We start from the raw sequence: 20297 nt of genomic DNA on the forward strand, positions 1-20297 counted from the left end.
AGTGGGCCGCCTGTGCCGTGTTGCCGCAGCGCCTTATTTGGCTGCGGTAATGGCGCCCTTGGGCAGCACCTGGACAATCGCACTGCGCTGCAACTGCACTTCAACGCCGGGCGCAATTTCAAGGCTCAGGTAGCCTTCTCCAAGCTTGGTGACCTTGCCCAGCAAACCGCCCGCTGTGGCAACTTCGTCACCTTTGGCGAGCGCCTCAATCATGGTGCGGTGCTCTTTTTGCTTCCTCATCTGCGGGCGGATCATGACGAAATACAGCACCACGAACATCAGCACCAGCGGCAGCATGCCGGTCGCGGAAGACATCCAGTCGCTACCAGCGGCGGCGGCAGGAGCGGTTTGGGCAAAAGCAGAAGAAATGAACACGGCTAACTCCACTATTTTATTGAAAAACTGATACGTACACCGGGCCTGACAGGCCTGGTACAGAGTTCGTGATTGTATGCGGCAGGCGGAGGCCAAGGCTTGTAACCGCCGCGCACCCGGGGCTATTTCAAGCCCGCAGGCGCCCACGGCTTAGGCTGCTTGCTGTTCGGTCGTTTCTGCAGGGTGACGAAAGGATTGCATCAAGGCGGCCCACTGCGGCCGCGCCACCGCCAGATGGCGCGCCTTGACATGGCCATAACCCTTGATCATCTCGGGAATCCGGGCAATTTCGAGCGCCGTGGCATGGTTGTCGGCGCTCAGGCTGTCCAGCAGCTCGTCCACGCTGGCCTTGTACTCATTGATTAGCGCGCGCTCCACCCGTCGCTCTTCGCTCTGGCCAAAAACGTCCAGCGGCGTGCCGCGCAAGCCTTTGGCGCGCGCCAGCAGTTTGAAAGCTGTCAGCATCCAGGGGCCGAATGGTTGCTTTTGCAGCTCGCCTTTGTCGTTTTTCGATGCCATCAGCGGCGGCGCAAGGTGGTAATTGAGCTTGAAGTCGCCTTCAAACATGGCGTTGACCTTGTTCAGGAACCCGCTATCGGTATGCAGCCGCGCCACTTCGTACTCGTCCTTGTAGGCCATGAGTTTGAAGAGATACCGGGCCACGGCCTCGGTCAGCGTGGTCTTGCCAAGAGGCGCTTCCACAGCGCGCACTTTTTCCACGTAGGCCTGGTAGGTCTGCGCATAAGCCGCATTTTGGTAGGCCGTCAGGAAGTCAATCCGCTTGACCAGCATCTCGGTGAGCGAAGGTTTCTTCACGAACTCGATCACCTGCGCGGCCTTGAATAGCGCCTGCACCGAGGCCAGATCATGCGCGCAGCGCCGCCCCCATTCAAATGCCGCCTTGTTGTTGTCAACCTGCACGCCGTTGAGTTCAATCGCCCGCATCAGCGAAGCATGCGTCAGCGGCAACCGGCCTTTTTGCCAGGCAAAGCCCAGCATCAAGGGATTGGTGTAGATCGAGTCGCCGATCAACTGCACCGCCACCTGCTCGGCATCGAAACTGTCCAGTCCCTGCGCGCCCACCGCGCTGCTGACTGCGCTCTCGCAATTTGCGCCCGGAAATTGCCAGCCGGGGTTGCTGACAAACGCCGCCGTCGGCGTGCCGTGCGAATTCATCGCCACATAGGTGCGGCCGGGCTGCATCACCGTCAGCGTGTATTTGCTGGCCGCCACAATCGGGTCGCAGCCCAGCACCAGGTCGGCCTTGGCAGTATCGACCTTGGTGGTGTAAATGGCGTCTGGCCGATTGGCGATCTGGATATGGCTCCAGGTGGCGCCGCCTTTTTGCGCCAGTCCGCCGGCATCCTGCGTAACCACGCCCTTGCCTTCCAGATGCGCCGCCATGCCCAGCAGCTGGCCGATGGTGATGACACCCGTGCCGCCGACGCCGGCGACCACAATGCCCCAGGCGGTTTCCGCCAGCGGCAGCGTGGGTTCAGGCAGCTGCGGCAAACCGGTCGGGCCGCCCTTTTTTTCCTTCTTCGGCTTCTTGAGGCTGCCGCCTTCAACCGTCACAAAGCTCGGGCAAAAGCCCTTGACGCAGGAGTAATCCTTGTTGCAAGTGTTCTGATTAATGCGGCGCTTGCGACCAAATTCGGTTTCCAAGGGCTCCACCGACAGGCAGTTGGACTGCACCGAGCAGTCGCCACAGCCTTCGCACACCAGCTCGTTAATGACCACGCGCTTGGCCGGGTCGACCAGCGTGCCGCGCTTGCGGCGGCGGCGTTTTTCGGTGGCGCAGGTCTGGTCGTAAATGATGGCGGTGGTGCCTTTGAGTTCCCGGAACTCGCGCTGGATCTGGTCCAGCCCGTCGCGGTGGTGCACGGTCACACCACCCTGCAGCTTGGCGCTGTCATATTTTTCCGGCTCGTCGGTCACGATCACCAGTTTGCTCACGCCCTCTGCCACCAGGCTTTGCATGATCTGCAGCACCGAATGGCCTTCAGGGCGCTCGCCAATTTGCTGTCCGCCGGTCATGGCCACCGCATCGTTGTAGAGGATCTTGTAGGTGATGTTGACGCCAGCGGCAATGCTCTGGCGAATCGCCAGCAGCCCGCTGTGAAAGTAGGTGCCGTCGCCCAGATTGGCAAAGATGTGCTGGTCCGTGGTGAACGCCGCCTGGCCGACCCAAGACACGCCTTCGCCGCCCATCTGGGAAAAGGTGGCGGTCGAGCGGTCCATCCATACCGACATGAAGTGGCAGCCAATGCCGGCCACCGCGCGCGAGCCCTCGGGCACCTTGGTGCTGGTGTTGTGCGGGCAGCCGCTGCAAAACCAGGGCGCGCGTTCGCCCGTGTCGAGCTGGACTTCGCTGAGCGCATGTTCACGCGCCGCTATCACCGACAGGCGCGCCTGCATGCGCGCAATGATGTGGCCCGGCACGCCCAGTTTGGTCAGGCGCTTGGCGATTGCCTTGGCGATGATGGCCGGCGTCAGGTCGGCCTTGGGCCGCAGTAGCCAGTGGTCGCTCGGGTTGGCGCGGCCCCATTCGCCGCTTGAGGCCTCGCCCTCGGGCTCGTCAAACTTGCCCAGCACATTGGGCCGCACGTCGGCGCGCCAGTTGTAAAGCTCTTCCTTAAGCTGGTATTCAATGACCTGGCGCTTTTCTTCAACCACCAGGATCTCCTGCAGGCCCAGGGCGAAATCGCGCGTGATGCTGGCCTCCAGCGGCCACACCACGTTGACCTTGTGCAGGCGGATGCCCAACTGGTGGCAGGTGTCTTGGTCCAGCCCCAGGTCACTGAGGGCCTGGCGCGTGTCGTTGAAAGCCTTGCCGCTGGCGATGATGCCAAAGCGATCATTCGGCCCGGCAATCACGTTGTAGTTGAGCTTGTTGGCACGCACATAGGCCAGCGCTGCATACCATTTGTAGTCCATCAGGCGCGCTTCCTGCTCCAGCGGCGCATCGGGCCAACGAATCTGCAGGCCGCCAGGCGGCATCTGAAAATCTTCCGGGAGGATGATCTTTACGCGGTCCGGATCGACCGACACCGAACTCGACGACTCGACCACTTCCTGGATGGTTTTCATGCCCGCCCAGACGCCCGAAAAGCGGCTCATGGCAAAGGCGTGCAGCCCCATGTCCAGGATGTCCTGCACGCTCGACGGAAAAAACACCGGCAAGCCGCAGGCTTTGAAAATATGGTCGCTCTGGTGCGGCGCCGTGGAGCTCTTGGAGATGTGGTCGTCGCCGGCAATGGCGATCACGCCGCCGTGTTTGGCGGTGCCTGCCATGTTGGCGTGCTTGAACACGTCCGAGCAGCGGTCCACGCCCGGGCCCTTGCCGTACCAGATGCCGAACACACCATCGAACTTGTTCGTTTTCGGGTACAGATCGAGCTGCTGCGTGCCCCAGACAGCGGTGGCACCCAGCTCCTCATTGACGCCGGGCTGGAACACGATATTTTGCGCAGCCAGGTGTTTCTTGGCCGCCCACAGCGCCTGGTCATAGCCGCCCAGCGGCGAGCCGCGGTAGCCGCTGATAAACCCGGCGGTGTTCAGGCCCGCCATGGCATCGCGCGTGCGCTGCAGCATGGGCAAGCGCACCAGCGCCTGCACGCCGCTCATGAAAGCGCGGCCGTGATCGAGTGAATACTTGTCGTCGAGCGTGACACTTTCCAGCGCTTGGCGGATGTGCTCGGGCAAGGGGGCATTCATTGTCTTATCTCCAGTGGCAGTGAGCGCCTTGTGGGCGGGACGTAAAGCAGGCGCACCCGGATAGGGCAGCGTCACTATGATGAGGCAAAGTGTAGGCTTGATACATGGATAAGTCCTTGCTTTTTATGCCCTGCCAAGGCGCCCTTATTGGGTTAGATGCCTAGATAAATTCTGCGAATATGGTCGTCGTCGCGCAGCTCATCGCTGCTTCCGCTTCGGGCGACGCTACCATTTTCCAGCACGTAGACGCGATCAGCTATGCGCAGCGCCGACTGCGCATCCTGTTCGGCCATCAGAATCGCGGTGCCACCTTGCTGAATGCGTTTTATGGCATCGAATATCTCGATCTTCAGGCGGTGCGCGATGCCCACAGAAGGCTCGTCGAGCAACAACAACGAGGGCTTGCCCATCAGTGCCCGACCGATCGCGACCATCTGCTGCTGGCCGCCCGAAAGTGTACTGACAATCTGCGGACCGCGCTCCTCCAGAATTGGGAACAGGCTGTAGACCACACTTAGGTCAGCCGCGACGGCCGTAGCGTCGCGTCTCAGGTAGGCACCTAGCATCAGGTTCTTCAACACCGTTAGTTCCGGAAACAGCCGCCGACCCTCGGGGCAGTGGCAGATGCCTTTGCCGACCACGGCGTGGGCTGGATGGCCGTGCAGCGATTCACCCCGAAACTCAAGCATGCCGGTCGACGTTTGCGAGCGTGAAATCGCCCTCAGCAGGGTGCTCTTGCCGGCGCCATTGGGGCCGAGCACCGCAACGAACTCGCCTGCGGCTATTTGCAACGATACGTTTTCGAGCGCCACCGCCTTGCCGTAAGAAACCGACAGCTTGCGCAGCTCAAGCAACATGGCGCGCCTCCGGGTCTCCAGCATCGCCGCGGCCGATGTAGGCCTCAATGACGGCCGGGTGGCGCACGATGTCTTCCGGGGAGCCTTGGGCAATTACCTCGCCGAAGTCGAGGGCGATAACCCGTCCGACCAGACGCATGAATTCGCGCAGCTTGTGTTCAATCAAGATCACTGTAAGACCTTCGTCGACATGAACCTGCCGGATTAGCGCTGACAGATCAGCGATTTCGCCGCTGCCGAGCCCGGCAAAAGGCTCATCGAGCAAAAGCAGCGCCGGCTTGGCAGCCAGCGCACGCGCGATCTCCAGTCGCCGCTGGTCGCCATAGGAGAGCACCTCCACTGGCACCTGCGCCTTGCCGGCCAACCCGACCCGTCCCAGCAGCGCCTGCGCCCGTGCATCCAGATCAGCACCGCGACCACGCTTGGAACCGAGTGCGCCGACGATAACGTTTTCGAGCACGGTCATACCGATAAACGGCCGGCACAGCTGAAAGGTGCGCGAGATGCCGAGCCCGGCGATACGATGCGGCGCCAAACCCAGCAAGCTTCGGCCCTCAAAGGCGATGCTGGCCCCAGGGTCGGGTGCAATGAAGCCGGTCAGCAAGTTGTACAAGGTGGTTTTACCCGCTCCGTTCGGGCCAAGGACGCCGACGATCTCGCCGGGCTCGACCGAGAACGATAAATTCTTGACCGCATGCAGGCCGCCGAAGTGTTTATTAAGAGCCGACACCTCCAACAGAGCGGTCATTGGGTCACCTTATCTACCTTATGCACTGGTGGCTGTCCCGCCGAGGGGGCATTCGACAGTGAACGAAGCTGTCGGCTCCGCAATGCCCCCTTGAGCCTGCGCCATGTCGGCGCGATCAGGCCGTTGGGCAGAAAGAACAAAATCAGAATCAAGGTGCAGCTGTAAATCATTAAGCGCCACTCACCGAAATTGCGCAGCAGTTCGGTGAGCAGCACTAACAAGATCGCGCCGCCCACCGGGCCGTAAATGCTGGCCATGCCGCCGACATAGACCATCGTAATGATCGTGATCGAGGTTACTACGGCGAACAGCTGCGGACTTACCTGGAGCTGGTAGTGCGCATACATCGCCCCGCCAACGCCAGCAAAGGCGGCGCTGATCACCAACGACGCGATTTTGTAGAACGTGACATTGATGCCAGCGGCCTGGCAGGTCGCTTCATCACCGCGAATCGCGCGCAGGATCATGCCCCAGTGCGATCGCGCCAGGGCCAGCAGCAAGGCGGTAATGGCCACCAATGAGCCCAGCGCGAAGTAGTAGAAGCCGAGCTGCGAGCGGATCAGTGGCGTCAGGCCGTTGATGCCTTCTTCGCCACCGGTCTGCTCCCAAAAGATCAGCATCAGCCGCTGCATGATCACCGCGCCCGACAGCATCGCCAGCGCGAAGTACGGGCCTTTGAGCCGCAGCGTGGGCAGGCCGATCAGTAGCGCGAACAGCACCGACATCACCATGGCAGCCGGCAGGCTCCACCAGCCATTGAAGCCTAGGCTGGTATTCATAAAGCCGGCGGTGTAGGCGCCGACGCCTATGAACAGGCTGTGGCCGAAGTTCTCACGCCCCGTAAGGCCCGACATGAAGTCCCAAGTCACGGCCCAGATGCCGTAGATCACGCTGACCGTCAACACGCCTATCAGATAATTGCTGCCAAAGACCAGCGGCAGCAAAGCCATGAAGGCAACAAAGGCGGCGGCGCCGGCGAGATCGATTCGTTTGCTGAACATGGCCTGTCAGAACGCGGCGCGTCGGCCGAATATGCCGGCCGGCCGGAACATCAGCATCAAGAGCGTCGCGAGCACCGAGACGATCTCGGTCCACGAACTCGAGATCATGTAGGCGACGATGGTCTCTGCATATCCCAGCATCAGCGCTGCCAGGATACTGCCCGGTATTGAGCCGAGTCCGCCTACCACGACGATCGCAAAAGCCTTGACGATGGGCAGCAGCCACATTGTTGGCTGCACTGTCAGAAAAGGCCCGGCCAGCACACCCGCTGCCGCTGCCAACGCGGCCGAGATGCCCATCACGACGGCAAAGATGCGGTCGCTCGGAATACCCATGTACTGTGCGGCCACCGGGTCTTGAGAGATTGCGAGAATAGCCGAGCCTAGACGGGTGCGCTGAATAAACAACCACAGTGCGGCAATCAACACGACCCCGACGCCGAGCGCCAGCAAGCGCGCCCCGCCGACATCGACACCACCGATCGTAAATTTCGTGTCGATAAACGCTGGCACGTTGCGGTATTCCGAGCCGAAGGTCAGGAACAGCACCTGCTCAATCACCAGCGCCACGGCGAGCGTGATCATCAGCATTGCCAGCTGCGATTTTCGCATCGGCCGGATCAGCACCCGCTCAACCACAATGCCGAACACCGCTACCACGGCGACAGCGAGCAAGGCAGCTGGCAGCAGCGGCAGTTTCATGTGTGCAGTGAAGAAGTAGGCGCCGTAGGCACCCAGCGCATAAAACGAGCCGTGCGCCAAATTCAGGATTCGTGCCACGCCGAAAATCAGCGTGAAACCGACCGCAAGCATGGCATAGATGGCGCTGCTCACCGCGCCGACAATTAAAATTTCAAGCAAGGTCTTCCCCCGTCAATATTTCGTGTGACCACTTTGCGCCGTCAAGAACAGAAGGCGCGTTCAGAATTGCCAGACTATTTCTTGATCCAGGCCGGATAGACAAAGTCTGCGGTGCGCATCGCCTTCGGATGGACCACCTCACGCTTGCAGCCCTCGCGCCATTGCGCCAGCAACAGGGCCGGCCCCTTGAACGTAGCGGTAGCAGGCTTGACGTCGTGGGTGTCGTCGAACTCGATGATGCCGGGAATGCCAGCGTAGCTGGTCTTTTCGAGTTCCTTAATCACGGCATTCGCCTCGGTGCTGCCAGCCCGCTTGACGGCTTCAGCATAGATATACACGGCGTCGTTGGCGCCAAAGGCCGTGTACACCGGGGAGCGGCTGGTGCGCTTGCGGAACTCGTCGAAGAACGGAATTGTTTTAGGCGTGAGCGGTGCGCGTACCGCGAAGTTCACCGCCATCTCGCCCACCGACTTGCCGCCAATGCGGTCACAGAAGTCGCCGTCCATGCTCTTCACGTCAATGCCGCCATAAGGCATCGGGAAACGTGAGTCGAACCACTGCTTGGCGAAAATGTCGCTTGAGGCATGCGACAGCACAACCACCATATACTGTGCGCCCGACTCCTTCACCTTGGAGAACAGCGGTGAAAAGTCAGAAGTCTGCGCGTCAAAGAATTCAGTCGCACGCACGTCGGCGCCCGCCTCAGTGGCACCTTTCTTCAGCAGTGGAACCAGGTCCTGCACCCACTTCGCGTTTTCGCCGACGATCGCGACCTTGCTGATGCCGAGTTCGCCTTTAACGAAGTCCGAAATGAAGACGGTGAGCTGGCGCGCCTGGTGAGCGGAGTTCAGCGGCCCGACGCGGAAGATGTACTTGTAGTTGTCGTAGTCGGTCTTGACTTTGGCATTGGTCGCAGGCGACGCCGAGCCAACGTTCAGGTAGATGGTCTTCGCCGCCGAAATGTGCGGCAGCTGGGCCAGCGTGACGCCGCTGGTGTATCCGCCGATCAGCACGTCGACTTTCTCGTCGGCGGTGAGCTTCTTGATCGCGCTGATGCCGGTCTCGGGGTTCTCGGTCTCGTCGGCGACTACCATCTCAAGCTTGCGGCCAAGCACACCCCCCTTGGCGTTGATGTCCTCGATTGCCATTTTCAAGGCGTCCTGCGTGTCGCGTCCGACCTGCAACTGCACAGCGGTGGGCACGCCGATACGAATGGGCTTTGGTTGCGCGCGCACCGGCGCGGTGGTGAGTCCGGCGGCGAGGCAGACTGCTGTGAAAAGAACACTCAACGTCTTCATATTGTCTCCTTTGGGTTTTCTTGCTTGACGCAGAACTACTTGCAGTTCTGCGGACCGTCTTTGCGGTCTTGCTGGCGTCCGGCGTTGACCGCGCGGACCTCGTCTGGTCATTATGATGAATCGAAGCGCGAAGTGAAACGCTTGCACTTCAGTGGAAACCCTTGTATGTAGGCTTAATCATTCTTTTCGAGTCACAGTGGGGACTTCGAGCCGAGTTCTGGCTCGCGACTTCCCGCTCGCCGGCAGCAACGCTTCGCCCTCATGAACACGCGGTTTGTCCAGTTGCTCGATGCGGCACGTCACCAGGCGCCCGTCCGAGCTACCGGGCGTGCTCAGTTCGGAAAGATTGCCTTTTTCGTACAAGCCCGCGCTCCTCATGAGTAAGCGGGCACTGGGTTGTGTCGCAATAAGGATATCTAACAATCCGGGCCATGCCTGATTTCCACAAAGGTGCGATCAATAGCGCGTTGCGCAAGGTATTTAAACGGGTTCGGCTACTCGCTGGAGGGCATGCTAATGTGCGCACGCTGGTACTTGGCCTACCCGTTGAGCCTGCGACATATCAAAGAGTTGATGCAGGAGCGAGGCGTTTTTGTTGATCACTCCACCGTGCATCGCTGGGCAACCAAAATGTTGCCGAAGTTGGCTGAGTTGGCGGATGGACGAGACTTGCATCAAAGTGGCCGGTCTGTGGAAGTACTTTTACCGCGCCGTTGATCGCACTGGTGATAGGGTTGACTTCCTTCTCACTGTCAAGCGTGATTTAGCCGCTGCGCAGCGCCTTTTGGAGCGCGCCACAAACCTGTACGGCCTGCCCGACAAGATCACCATCGACAAAAGTGGCGCAAACACAACCACCATTGAAAGTGTCAAGGTTGCCATTTGCGTCGATATCTTGATGCGTCAAAACAAATACCTCAACAACATCGTCGAGCAAGACCACCGGGCCATCAAACGGATGATCCGACCAATGCTCGAATTCAAGTCCTTTTGAGTGCCCCAATCCTCATCGCAGGTATCAAGACGATGCACATGGTTCGCAAGGCGCAGTGAACTACCCCAAAGGCACCACCATGTCCGCAATACGCCAGTTCTACAGCCTCGCAGTTTGATCAGAAGGCCAGCCGTGCGACTCTTTTCGGCCAGACTCCGCTATCGCGACAGAACCCGTGCGCGCGGCCGAGGAGGCCGGCTTCATCACCGGCTACCGTGCCGAAATCAACCGCCACAAGATCGGCCTGGGCGTGCTGGCCTTTGTGCGGCTGGACGCTGCGCGCAACAACGGCGACGTGCTGCACACCTTGGAAGAAGCCGCCCGCAAGATTCCCGAGGCCGTTAGTTGCCACTACATCAGCAGCACCGGCACCTTCGAGCTACAGGTGGTCAACCGCGACCTCAACAGCTTCAGCCAGTTCGCCCGCGACGTGCTGATCAACCTGCCCAACGTGAACGATTTGCACACCAGCTTTTCGCTCGGCGAGGTCAAGGCCAGCAGCGCGCTGCCGCTCGGCCACCTGACCTGTCCTGCGCCCTGAAAAACCCATTAAATAGGTATTTAGCCCAATAGACACGGGCGTAAGCAGCTATTAAATTAGTAGCAGAGCCACCGCCTTCGCGGCCACGGCAATTACCAGTTGACCTCGCGCTCTGCGCTGGCGCTGATGCGGTGAATCGACAGGTCGGCGCCTTCAAATTCTTCTTCCTGACTCAGGCGCAAGCCCATGGTTTTCTTGAGCACGCCGTAAACAATAAAGCCCGCCAGCAGCGCCCAGCCCACGCCCATGGCCGTTCCGATCAGCTGCGCGCCCAGACTCACGCCGCCCAGCCCACCCAGAGCCTTGCTGCCAAAGATGCCGGCGGCGATGCCACCCCAGGTGCCGCAGAGGCCGTGCAGCGGCCAGACGCCGAGGACATCGTCAATCTTCCAGCGGTTCTGCGTCAGTGTGAACATCACAACGAACACGCCGCCCGCCACGCCGCCCACCACCAGCGCGCCCAGCGGGTGCATCAAATCGGAGCCGGCACACACGGCCACCAGCCCGGCCAGCGGCCCGTTGTGCACAAAACCCGGGTCGTTTTTGCCGAAAGCCAACGCGGCTAGCGTGCCGCCCACCATGGCCATCAGCGAGTTGACGGCCACCAGACCGGATATCTTGTCTATGGTCTGCGCGCTCATGACGTTAAAGCCGAACCAGCCGACCGTCAAAATCCAGGCGCCCAGCGCCAGAAACGGGATGTTGGACGGGGGATGCGCCGACATGGCGCCATCCTTGCGGTAGCGGTTGCTGCGCGCGCCTAGCAACAGCACTGCCGGCAACGCCAGCCAGCCGCCCAGCGCATGAACCACGATGGAGCCGGCGAAATCATGAAAATCCGCGCCGGTCAGCGACCGGATCCAGGCCTGCACGCCGAAATTCTGATTCCAGACAATGCCTTCGAAAAAAGGATAGACCAGACCGACGATGACTGCAGTAGCAATCAGTTGCGGGTAAAAACGTGCACGTTCGGCAATACCGCCGGAAATAATCGCCGGAATGGCCGCCGCGAAGGTCAGCAGGAAGAAAAACCTGACGAGTTCATAGCCGTTCTTGGCGGCCAACTGTTCGGCTCCGACAAAGAAATGGGTGCCGTAAGCCACTGCATAGCCCACGACAAAATAGACCACGGTCGAGACCGAAAAATCCACCAAAATCTTGACCAGCGCATTGACCTGGTTCTTTTTGCGGACGGTGCCCAACTCCAGAAATGCAAAACCGGCATGCATGGCCAGCACCATGATGCCGCCCAACAGAATGAACAAGGCGTCTGAGCCCTGTTTTAGTGCTTCCATAAGTCCCTCTTTTGGTTTAACTGTGTCGTTTTGGTGCGTTTTTTGGATGAGTTCAATAATCGCACCAAACTAAAGCAAGAAATGCGCCGCTAATGTGCAAATAGGCGGACGCAACATGGCAGACGTTAGTGGCCCGTCGGTGCCGGCGCTAGGATGGGTGCTGGCCAATGCGCCCGTGGTCTAGCTGGGCGCGCGCGCCACGCGGCGGCTGCCGCTGCGCGTGGTCCACATCGTATCGGCCCAGGTGTTTGCCGTGCTCGGCGTGCCGGCGCTGCTGGTGCCGGCGTAGCTCGCTATACTGACAAGGCGCCGATTTGCTCCGCTTGCGGGCGCGTAAAAAGTACCGCTAAAGACGAAGCCCCGGACCCCCGCACTCTTGTACTCCCGGACTCGCCCTTAGCGCTGCCGGGTTTTTGTCTTTTGGGGTCCTCCTACCGTGCCATCCGCCTCCGTCCTTGTCGCCACACCGCAGTCCATGCACTTTGCAAAGGCGCTGCCGTTGCGCAGCGGCGCATCGATTCGCGCCTATGACCTGAGCTTTGAAACCTACGGCCAGCTCAATGCCGACAAATCCAACGCGGTGCTGATCTGCCACGCGCTCAACGCCTCGCACCATGTGGCGGGCGTGTACCTCGATAAGTCCGGCCAGATTCTGGCCAAGTCCGAAGGCTGGTGGGACACCATGATTGGCCCCGGCAAGCCGGTGGACACCGAACAGTTTTTCGTCATCGGCGTCAACAACCTGGGCTCCTGCTTTGGCTCCACCGGGCCGATGCAGACCAACCCCGACACCCATGAGGTTTACGGCGCCGACTTTCCGGTCGTCACGGTGCAGGACTGGGTCGATGCGCAGGCCCGCTTGCTTGATGCCCTGGGCATCAAGACGCTGGCAGCCGTCATGGGCGGCAGCCTGGGCGGCATGCAGGCCCTGAGCTGGACGCTGCAGTACCCGCAGCGCGTGCGCCACGCCATCGTCGTCGCCAGCGCGCCCAACCTGACGGCCGAAAACATCGCCTTCAACGAAGTCGCGCGCCGCGCCATCGTCACCGACCCGGACTTTCACGGCGGCCATTTTTACCGCCACGGCGTGCTGCCCAAGCGCGGCCTGCGCATCGCCCGCATGATTGGCCACATCACCTACCTGAGCGACGACGTGATGAACGAGAAGTTCGGCCGCCGGTTACGGGCCCCCACGCTCCCCGCTGCGCGTGGTTCGCTGCCCCCCGAGGGGGCGCTGCGCCTGCGGCCCGGCGAAGCCGGTTCCGCGGCCCCTGCTTGGGAACGCGGGGACAGCTCGGCGCTGGCGGGTGCTGTCCCCACGCTGCCCGCTGCGCGTGCTTCGCTGGCAGCACCTTTCAAGTTTTCCACGCAAGATGTGGAGTTCGAAATTGAAAGCTATCTGCGCTACCAGGGCGACAAGTTCGCCGAGTACTTCGACGCCAACACCTACCTCTTGACCACGCGCGCGCTCGACTACTTTGACCCGGCCAGCGAGTTTGGCGGCAACCTGAGCCGCGCCCTGGCCGAGGCCAGCGCTGGATTTTTACTCGTGAGCTTCACCACCGACTGGCGTTTCGCGCCGTCGCGCAGCCGCGAGATCGTCAAGGCGCTGCTCGACAACCAGCGCGATGTGAGTTACGCGGAGATTGACGCGCCCCATGGTCATGATGCATTTTTGCTCGATGACCCGCGCTACATGGGCGTGGTGCGCTCCTATTTTCAGAGCAAGGTGGCGCCATGAGCAGCCTGCCTGACCTGACTGCGCAGCCCACGCCCGACCAGCTGTCGATTGCCCGGCTGGTGCCGCGCGGCGCCCGCGTGCTGGACCTGGGTTGCGGCACCGGCGAGCTGCTGGCCCATCTGATTGCCGAGCGCGGCTGCTCGGGCTATGGCGTCGAGATCAACGACGCCAATGTGCAGGCCTGCGTGGCACGCGGCGTCAATGTGATCCAGCTCAACTTGGAAGAAGGCCTGACGCTGTTCGGCGACAACTCGTTTGACGTGGTGCTGCAAATCGACACGCTGCAACACCTGCGCAACGCCGAAACCATGCTGGCAGAGACCGTGCGCGTGGGCCGCATCGGCATCGTCGCCTTTCCCAATTTCGGCCACTGGCCGAACCGGCTGGCGGTGCTGCGCGGCCGCATGCCGGTGACCAAGGTGCTGCCCTACCAGTGGTATGACACGCCCAATATCCGCGTCGGCACACTGCAGGATTTTGAGGCGCTGGCGCTGCAAAACCGCCTGCAAATCCTCGACTCGTTTGGCTTGCAGGACGGCCGCGAAATCCGCTTCTGGCCGAACGCGCGCGCCAGCCGTGCGGTGTTCAAATTGCAGCGCGCCTGACGCCAGCTGCGTAATCCCTGCGCAGCAGCGCGGTGCTTGCAGGCTGCGCTTGGCGCTGCTAATATTTAGCCATCGGGATTTCAGCCTCCCGACTCCTCACAGATAGACGGTGTCCCGTCCAAGCGCTGGCAACTGACTTGGAGCTTTCCGTGGACACCTCTGACATTTCTGTTCCTTCCCCTTTCTTTTCCATTTCCCTTTCTATTTCCCCGCAAGAACTCGCAGCCGGCATCGGACGCGCCGACGCGCCCCTGCTGCTCGACGTGCGGCGCGAGGAGACGTTTCTTGCCAGCCCGCATTTGCTGGCAGGCGCACGGCGTTGTGCGCCTGAACACGTGACAGCTTTTGCGGCCACGCAGCCGCAGCAGGAAGTCGTTGCGTATTGCGTCCATGGTCACAACGCCAGCGAAGATGCCGTGGCCACGTTGCGCGCAGCGGGCTGGAGCGCGCGCCTGCTGGCTGGCGGCCTGGCGGGCGGCGAGGACGGCGTCGATACGCCGCAAGACATCGCCGCGTGGCGCGCGCAGCATTTGCCGATGATGCGCAAGCGGCCCGACCTGGGCGTGAGCGGCGAACAGCGCTCGCGCTGGATCACCCGCGAGCGCCCCAAGATCGACCGCATCGCCTGCCCGTGGCTGGTACGCCGTTTCATCGATACGCGCGCCGAGTTCTTCTACGTCCCCACCGCCAAGGTGTTTGAAGAGGCAGCGCGCCTGGGCGCGGTGGCCTACGACATACCCGGCGCGCCGGTCTCGCATGAGGGCGAACTGTGCAGCTTTGATACCTTGCTGAGTGCGTTTGAGTTGACCGATCCGGCCCTTCAGACCTTGGCCCGCATCGTGCGCGGCGCCGACACCGACCGGCTAAGCCTGGCAGCGCAGTCGGCCGGCCTGCTGGCCTTTTCGCTGGGCCTGTCAGGGCTGCACGCTGGCGACGACCACGCCATGCTGCAGGCGGCCCTGCCACTTTATGACGCGCTTTACGCCTGGTGCCGCAGCGCGCAAGATGAGCCCCACAGCTGGATGCCCGAGACCATGATGGGAGCGGTGCGATGACGCCAGCGACCCCCATGTCTCCAAGTACTCTTGAGCAAGCGTCCGCGCAGCCCTCCGCCGTATCTTTCCGCGAGGCCTTGCGCTTCTGGCTGCTGCTCGGCTTCATCAGCTTTGGCGGTCCGGCCGGGCAGATTGCCATCATGCACCGCGAGCTGGTCGAACGGCGCCGCTGGGTCTCGGAAAAACGCTTTCTGCACGCGCTCAATTTCTGCATGGTGCTGCCCGGCCCCGAGGCGCAGCAGCTGGCCACCTACCTGGGTTGGCTGATGCACCGCACACGCGGCGGCGTGCTGGCGGGCACGCTGTTCGTGCTGCCCTCGCTGGTGCTGCTGATCGCTCTGAGCTGGATTTACATGGCCTTTGGCCAGCAGCCGCTGATCGCCGGGATCTTTTACGGCATCAAGCCGGCGGTGGCGGCAATCGTGTTGCACGCGCTCCATCGCATTGCCCGGAAATCACTGGGAAATCCTTTGTTAACCCCCGTTCCATGGGTGCTGGCGGCTATGAGTTTTATAGCAATCTGGGCCTTGCAGTGGCCTTTTCCAGTGGTGGTTTTGAGCGCCATGTTGATCGGTGCAGTGCTGGCGCGCATCGCCCCGGACGCCCTGGTGCACGGCGGCGGCCACGCGGCGGCGGGCAGCGCGCCGCACCCAGCTGCGCTGATTGATGACGACACGCCGACGCCGCCGCACGCGCGGTCCAAGGGCTCGCGTCTGGCGACGGTGCTGGCGCTAGGCGCGGTGCTCTGGCTGCTGCCGATGGCCGCGTTGCTGCTAAGCCAGGGCTGGAGCGGCACGCTGACGCAGATGGGCTGGTTTTTCACCAAGGCCGCGCTGCTGACCTTTGGCGGCGCCTACGCGGTGCTGCCTTATGTGAACCAGGCCGCAGTCGAGCATTACCAGTGGCTGACTACGGCGCAAATGATGGATGGCCTGGCGCTCGGTGAAACCACGCCGGGACCGCTCATCATCGTGGTGGCTTTTGTCGGTTTTGTCGGCGGCTGGACCCGGCAGGTGCTGGGCCCCGACGCGCTGTTTCTGGGCGCCGCGCTGGCCGCCTGCGTGGCGAGCTGGTTCACCTTTTTGCCGTCCTTCATCTTCATTTTGGCGGGCGGTCCGTGGGTCGAATCAACGCGCGGCAACCTGCACCTGACCGCGCCGCTGGCCGCGGTGACGGCTGCAGTGGTCGGCGTGATTGCTAACCTTGCTCTGTTTTTCATAGCGGCTATCGCATATCCGGCGGTTGTTACAGGTAATTTTGACACCAGACCCGACGTGATTGCACTGACGCTGGCCGCGCTCGCCGCGCTGGCCCTGTGGCGCTTCAAGTGGGGCGTGATACCGGTGATTGCTGCCTGTGCGACGGCCGGCCTGCTGCTGCGCTGGTTCGGCCTGGCGTAAACCTGGCGTCGACCAGGCGCAGTCAAAGCGCAGCGGCAGACCAGCCTGCGCACCGCCCGCCGCCCGCGTTATGCTCAAGCCGATGCAAGCCCCCGTCCCCCGCGCCGCCGCGCCCTCGCCGCCCCTGCTGGAGCGCCTGTTGGGCGGCTGGGTGCGGCAGGTTTCGCCGCTCACCCTGCGCGCCGATGCGCTGGCCGGTTTGCTCGGCGCGGTACTGGTGCTGCCGCAGGGCATTGCCTTTGCCACGCTGGCCGGCCTGCCTCCGGAATATGGCTTGTACACCGCCGTGGTGCCGTGCATCATCGCCGCGCTGTTCGGCTCAAGCTGGCATGTCATGTCGGGCCCCACCAACGCCAATTCGCTGGCGCTGTTTGCCATGCTTTCGCCGCTGGCGCTGGCCTTCAGCCCGCTTTACATCCAGCTGGCGCTGGCCGTCACCGTGATGGTCGGCGTCATGCAGTGGCTGATTGGCGCCTTGCGGCTGGGCGCGCTGGCCAACTTCATCTCGCCGGCGGTGCTGTTTGGTTTCACCTCAGGCGCGGCACTGCTGATTGCAGTGCATGCGCTGCCCGACTTGCTGGGGCTCGGCGCTGCGCCCGCGCACAGTGCCGCTGCCGTGCTGCGCCATGTGGGCACGCAGCTCGGCTCGGTGCAAGCAGCGGCGCTGGCGGTGGCGGCCATCACCGTCGTGGTCGCGCTGGGGGTGCGCCGCCTGCGCCCGCACTGGCCGCACATGCTGCTGGGCCTGCTGGTGGCCAGTACGCTGACCTGGCTGTGGGGCCAGACCATGAACGCGAATCTGGCGGCGGCTTTGAGTGCCAACGGCGCCACGCCGATTACCCAGCCCTTTCCCGCGCTGCGCCTGGTCGGGCAGATCCCCACGCCGTGGCCGCGCTTTGAGCTGCCGCGCGTCAGCTGGGCACAGGCCATCGAGTTGCTGGGGCTGGCGTTCGCGCTCACCATCGTCGCGCTCGGACAGGCCATCTCGATTGCCAAGATGGTCGCCCTGCGCTCAGGCCAGCGCATAGACGCCAACCGCGAGTTCCGCGGTCAGGGCCTGTCCAACATCGTCGGTGGCTTCTTCTCCTGCTATGTGTCGTGCGGCTCGATGAACCGCTCCATGCCCAACTTCGAAGCCGGCGCGCGCACCCCGCTGGCCTCGGTTTTCTCCGCGCTGCTGCTGTTGGCGCTGGTGGCGCTCAGCGCGCCGCTTCTGGCGCAAATCCCGATGGCCGCGCTGGCCGCGCTGCTGCTGCTGGTGGCGCTGGCGCTGCTGGACGGCAAGCGCTGGCGCCAGCTATACACCCTGAGCCGCGCCGACTTCAGCGTGGCGCTGGCCACCGTGGTCGCCACCGTCACCATACGGCTGGAAATTGCCATCTTGCTCGGCATGATCCTGTCGCTGATGTCTTTTTTGTACCGCACCTCGCACCCCGCCATGCGCACCATGGGCTTTGACAGCCGCGCGCCGGGCCGGCAGTTTGTAGTGATCGACGATGACGCCCGCCAGCTGTTAGGCGAGGATGGAGCAAGCCTGGAGGCGCCAGTACCTTCGCAAGCTCGAGCCGCAGGACCGGCTTTGCCGGACTGCAGGCGGGCGGCCCCCTCGGGGGGCAGCGAACCACACGCAGTGGGGAGCGTGGGGGCTAACTTCCTTCCGGAATGCCCCCAGCTCAAGCTCTTGCGAATGGAAGGCGAGGTCTACTTTGGCGCGACCCAGCATGTGGCCGACCATTTGTACGCGCTGCGAAGCCAGCCGCAACCGCAAAAGCATTTGCTGGTGATGGGCAAGAGCATGAATTTCATTGACCTGGCCGGTGCCGAGTTGTGGGAGGCTGAACTTGCCGCGCGCCGCGCCATGGGCGGGGATCTGTACTTTCACCGGCCACGGCCCGAGGTGATCGCCATGTGGCGCAAAACCGGCTTCACCCGCGTACTCGGCCCCGAGCACCAGTTTCCCGACAAGGGCACCGCGATTGCCACCATCTTTAAAAAGCTCGATCCCGAGATCTGCCGGCACTGCACGGCGCGCATTTTCTGGGAATGCAAAACCGCACCAGGTGCCGACAAGCGCGAGGACTGAAAAGCCCCGCGCCGACTGCGCGGAGTCAGCGCGCCCGGCGAAACGTCAGGTTGATGCGCCGCCGCCCCAGCCGAACGTGATCGCCATCGGCCAGCGGCGCAACGCCGTGGTAAGCCAGCCGCGACGGGCCGCCCCACACCGCCACGTCACCATGCAGCAGCCGGTAACGCGCCGCTGGCTCACTGCGCGTTGTCGTGCCAAACAGAAAAATCGCCGGCAGGCCGAGGGACACCGACACAATCGGCGCCGTCAGGTCGCATTCGTCCTTGTCCTGGTGCAACGAAAGCCGCGCGCCCGGCGCGTAACCGTTGACCAGGCAGGCGTCTGGATTAAAGCGCTCGAACCCGGCCTGCGCGGCGGCCCGCAGCGCCACCTCCCTAAAGCAGTCCGGCATGGGCGGCCAGGGTTGGCCGGACTGCGGATCGCTTGCGCTGTAGCGGTAACCCGACCGATCCGACACCCAGCCCAGCGCACCGCAATTGGTCATACCGACCGACATGCTGCGCCCGCCCGGCGTGACCAGATGGCGCAGCGGCGCGGCAGCGATGACCTGCTCGGCAGCCTGCAGCAACGCGCCTGCCAGGTCCAGCGCAAAGCCGCGCAGCAGCACAGCGCCCGGCGCGATGCGCTCTGGTGCCAGGTACGGCGTGGGGGTTTCGTCGAAAAGACTACGGGTCACACGCGGCTTCAGGCGATCTCGGCCAGGCGCCGGTTTTGCCGCCGCGTCAGGCGGGCGATGTCGGCGACATCGGCCGCTGACAACTTCGGCCCCGGCTTGCGCAGGGTGGCGCTGGCAATCACGCCGCGCTCGGCCAGAATGTACTTGCGCACGGCCAGGCCAATGCCGGCCTGTTGCTCGTAGCGCGCCAGCGGCAAGTAGGCGTCAAAAATGTCGTGCGCTGTTTCAAGCTTGCCGGCGCCATGCGCGCGGCACACCTCGACCATCATCTCGGGGTAGGCAAAACCAGTCATGGCACCGTCCGCGCCGCGTGTCAGCTCTTCAGGCAAAAACAGCCCGCCGCCGTTGCCGGTGAGGATGGAGACACGCGGCAAGTCTCCGCGCTCACTCGCCGCACGGATGGCCGACAGCTTGGCCAGACCCGGGCAGTCTTCGTGCTTGAGCATCACGCAGGTCGGTGAGTTTTTCAGGATGCGCAAGACCACCGCCGTAGACATCTGCACGCCGGTGGCCACCGGGTGGTCTTGCAAGACCCAGGGCACCTCCTTGCCCAGGGTTTCATGGACCATCTCGAAGTAAGCCACGATCTGCTCGTCAGTACGCACGCTGGCCGGCGGCGCCACCATCACGCCGGAAGCGCCCATGGCCATCACGCTGTCGGTCAGCTCACGCATGGGCGCAAAGCCGGGCGCAGAGGCGCCGACCACCACCGGCACGCGGCCCGCCACGCGCGCCAGCACCTGCCTGACAAACAGCCGCGACTCTTCAGCCGTGAGCTTGCTCGCCTCGCCCATGATGCCCAGTACTGTCAAGCCGCTAACGCCAGCGTCCAGACAGAAATCAACCATGCGGTCGGTGCTGGACAAATCCAGCGCACCACTTTCAGTGAAGGGCGTGACGGTGATCAGGTAGACACCGGAGGCCGCACCATCGAGTTTTGCATTGAGTTTTGCATCGAGTTTTTTCACCAAGAACTCCGGTAGATTTTGCAGGCACCCATCTTATCGGCCACGCTGCGCGGCAAGCGCAGCCTGGTGACAGCTGCTT

Annotated in this window: 15 protein-coding genes and 3 pseudogenes; 8 read left to right on the forward strand and 10 right to left on the reverse strand. The window is 62.6% G+C overall.

The annotated features are described in order from the left end of the window. Positions 1–33: 33 nt before the first annotated feature. The 7 genes from yajC to HHJ18_RS15990 all read right to left on the reverse strand — a co-directional run bounded on the left by yajC (position 34) and on the right by HHJ18_RS15990 (position 8857). Positions 34–375, reverse strand: coding sequence for a preprotein translocase subunit YajC (yajC, locus tag HHJ18_RS15960; RefSeq protein ID WP_296916838.1), 342 nt, complete (start codon positions 373–375; stop codon positions 34–36). 150 nt (positions 376–525) lie between these two features. After that, a complete protein-coding gene (locus HHJ18_RS15965) occupies positions 526–4092 on the reverse strand; it encodes an indolepyruvate ferredoxin oxidoreductase family protein (RefSeq protein WP_296916839.1) in 3567 nt (1188 codons plus the stop codon). A gap of 152 nt (positions 4093–4244) precedes the next feature. Next, positions 4245–4949, reverse strand: a complete 705-nt coding sequence (locus HHJ18_RS15970) for an ABC transporter ATP-binding protein (RefSeq protein WP_296916840.1) — start codon at positions 4947–4949, stop codon at positions 4245–4247. After that, positions 4939–5697, reverse strand: a complete 759-nt coding sequence (locus HHJ18_RS15975) for an ABC transporter ATP-binding protein (protein WP_296916841.1) — start codon at positions 5695–5697, stop codon at positions 4939–4941. Before HHJ18_RS15975 ends, HHJ18_RS15970 begins: the two co-directional genes overlap by 11 nt. Continuing rightward, positions 5694–6698 (reverse strand): branched-chain amino acid ABC transporter permease, encoded by a 1005-nt coding sequence (locus HHJ18_RS15980; RefSeq protein ID WP_296916842.1) that lies wholly within the window; start codon positions 6696–6698, stop codon positions 5694–5696. Before HHJ18_RS15980 ends, HHJ18_RS15975 begins: the two co-directional genes overlap by 4 nt. Before the next feature lie 6 nt (positions 6699–6704). Further along, positions 6705–7559 carry a branched-chain amino acid ABC transporter permease gene (locus HHJ18_RS15985; RefSeq protein WP_296916843.1) on the reverse strand — a complete coding sequence of 285 codons (855 nt, stop codon included), beginning with the start codon at positions 7557–7559 and terminating at the stop codon, positions 6705–6707. Positions 7560–7633: 74 nt separating this feature from the next. Further along, complete coding sequence (locus HHJ18_RS15990) at positions 7634–8857, reverse strand: ABC transporter substrate-binding protein (RefSeq protein WP_296916844.1); 1224 nt, start codon at positions 8855–8857, stop codon at positions 7634–7636. A 431-nt stretch (positions 8858–9288) separates the two neighbouring features. On the opposite strand from HHJ18_RS15990, the pseudogene HHJ18_RS15995 reads away from it, so the two are divergent. Together HHJ18_RS15995 and HHJ18_RS16000 are read left to right on the forward strand one after the other, a co-directional pair. Further along, positions 9289–9969: pseudogene (locus tag HHJ18_RS15995) on the forward strand (IS6 family transposase). Between the two features lie 57 nt (positions 9970–10026). Then, positions 10027–10392, forward strand: a pseudogene (locus tag HHJ18_RS16000) (Lrp/AsnC family transcriptional regulator); the annotation flags it as partial. A 92-nt stretch (positions 10393–10484) separates the two neighbouring features. Here HHJ18_RS16000 and HHJ18_RS16005 read toward each other — a convergent pair. Beyond that, complete coding sequence (locus HHJ18_RS16005; RefSeq protein ID WP_296916845.1) at positions 10485–11687, reverse strand: ammonium transporter; 1203 nt, start codon at positions 11685–11687, stop codon at positions 10485–10487. A 148-nt stretch (positions 11688–11835) separates the two neighbouring features. Here HHJ18_RS16005 and HHJ18_RS16010 point away from each other — a divergent pair. The 6 genes and pseudogenes from HHJ18_RS16010 to HHJ18_RS16035 all read left to right on the forward strand — a co-directional run. After that, positions 11836–11976, forward strand: a pseudogene (locus HHJ18_RS16010) (UPF0016 domain-containing protein); the annotation flags it as partial. A 147-nt stretch (positions 11977–12123) separates the two neighbouring features. After that, positions 12124–13428: a homoserine O-acetyltransferase gene (locus HHJ18_RS16015; RefSeq protein WP_296916846.1), complete on the forward strand. Its 1305-nt coding sequence runs from the start codon at positions 12124–12126 to the stop codon at positions 13426–13428. Beyond that, positions 13425–14033 (forward strand): methionine biosynthesis protein MetW, encoded by a 609-nt coding sequence (metW, locus tag HHJ18_RS16020; RefSeq protein ID WP_296916847.1) that lies wholly within the window; start codon positions 13425–13427, stop codon positions 14031–14033. Before HHJ18_RS16015 ends, metW begins: the two co-directional genes overlap by 4 nt. A gap of 149 nt (positions 14034–14182) precedes the next feature. Then, on the forward strand, positions 14183–15088 hold the full coding sequence (locus HHJ18_RS16025) for a chromate resistance protein ChrB domain-containing protein (RefSeq protein ID WP_296916848.1): 906 nt from the start codon (positions 14183–14185) through the stop codon (positions 15086–15088). A gap of 14 nt (positions 15089–15102) precedes the next feature. Further along, the gene (chrA, locus tag HHJ18_RS16030; protein WP_296916849.1) at positions 15103–16488 is read left to right on the forward strand and encodes a chromate efflux transporter; all 1386 of its coding nucleotides are present in this window, start codon (positions 15103–15105) and stop codon (positions 16486–16488) included. Positions 16489–16570: 82 nt separating this feature from the next. Continuing rightward, positions 16571–18571, forward strand: coding sequence for a SulP family inorganic anion transporter (locus tag HHJ18_RS16035; RefSeq protein WP_296916850.1), 2001 nt, complete (start codon positions 16571–16573; stop codon positions 18569–18571). Positions 18572–18596: 25 nt separating this feature from the next. On the opposite strand, the gene alkB is transcribed toward HHJ18_RS16035, so the two are convergent. Both alkB and HHJ18_RS16045 read right to left on the reverse strand, forming a co-directional pair. Then, positions 18597–19250: a DNA oxidative demethylase AlkB gene (gene alkB, locus HHJ18_RS16040; RefSeq protein WP_296916851.1), complete on the reverse strand. Its 654-nt coding sequence runs from the start codon at positions 19248–19250 to the stop codon at positions 18597–18599. Positions 19251–19258: 8 nt separating this feature from the next. Then, a complete protein-coding gene (locus tag HHJ18_RS16045; RefSeq protein WP_296916852.1) occupies positions 19259–20218 on the reverse strand; it encodes a dihydrodipicolinate synthase family protein in 960 nt (319 codons plus the stop codon). Positions 20219–20297: the final 79 nt, after the last annotated feature.

The organism is Polaromonas sp. (genome assembly GCF_012927455.1).
Lineage (GTDB): Bacteria > Pseudomonadota > Gammaproteobacteria > Burkholderiales > Burkholderiaceae_C > Polaromonas.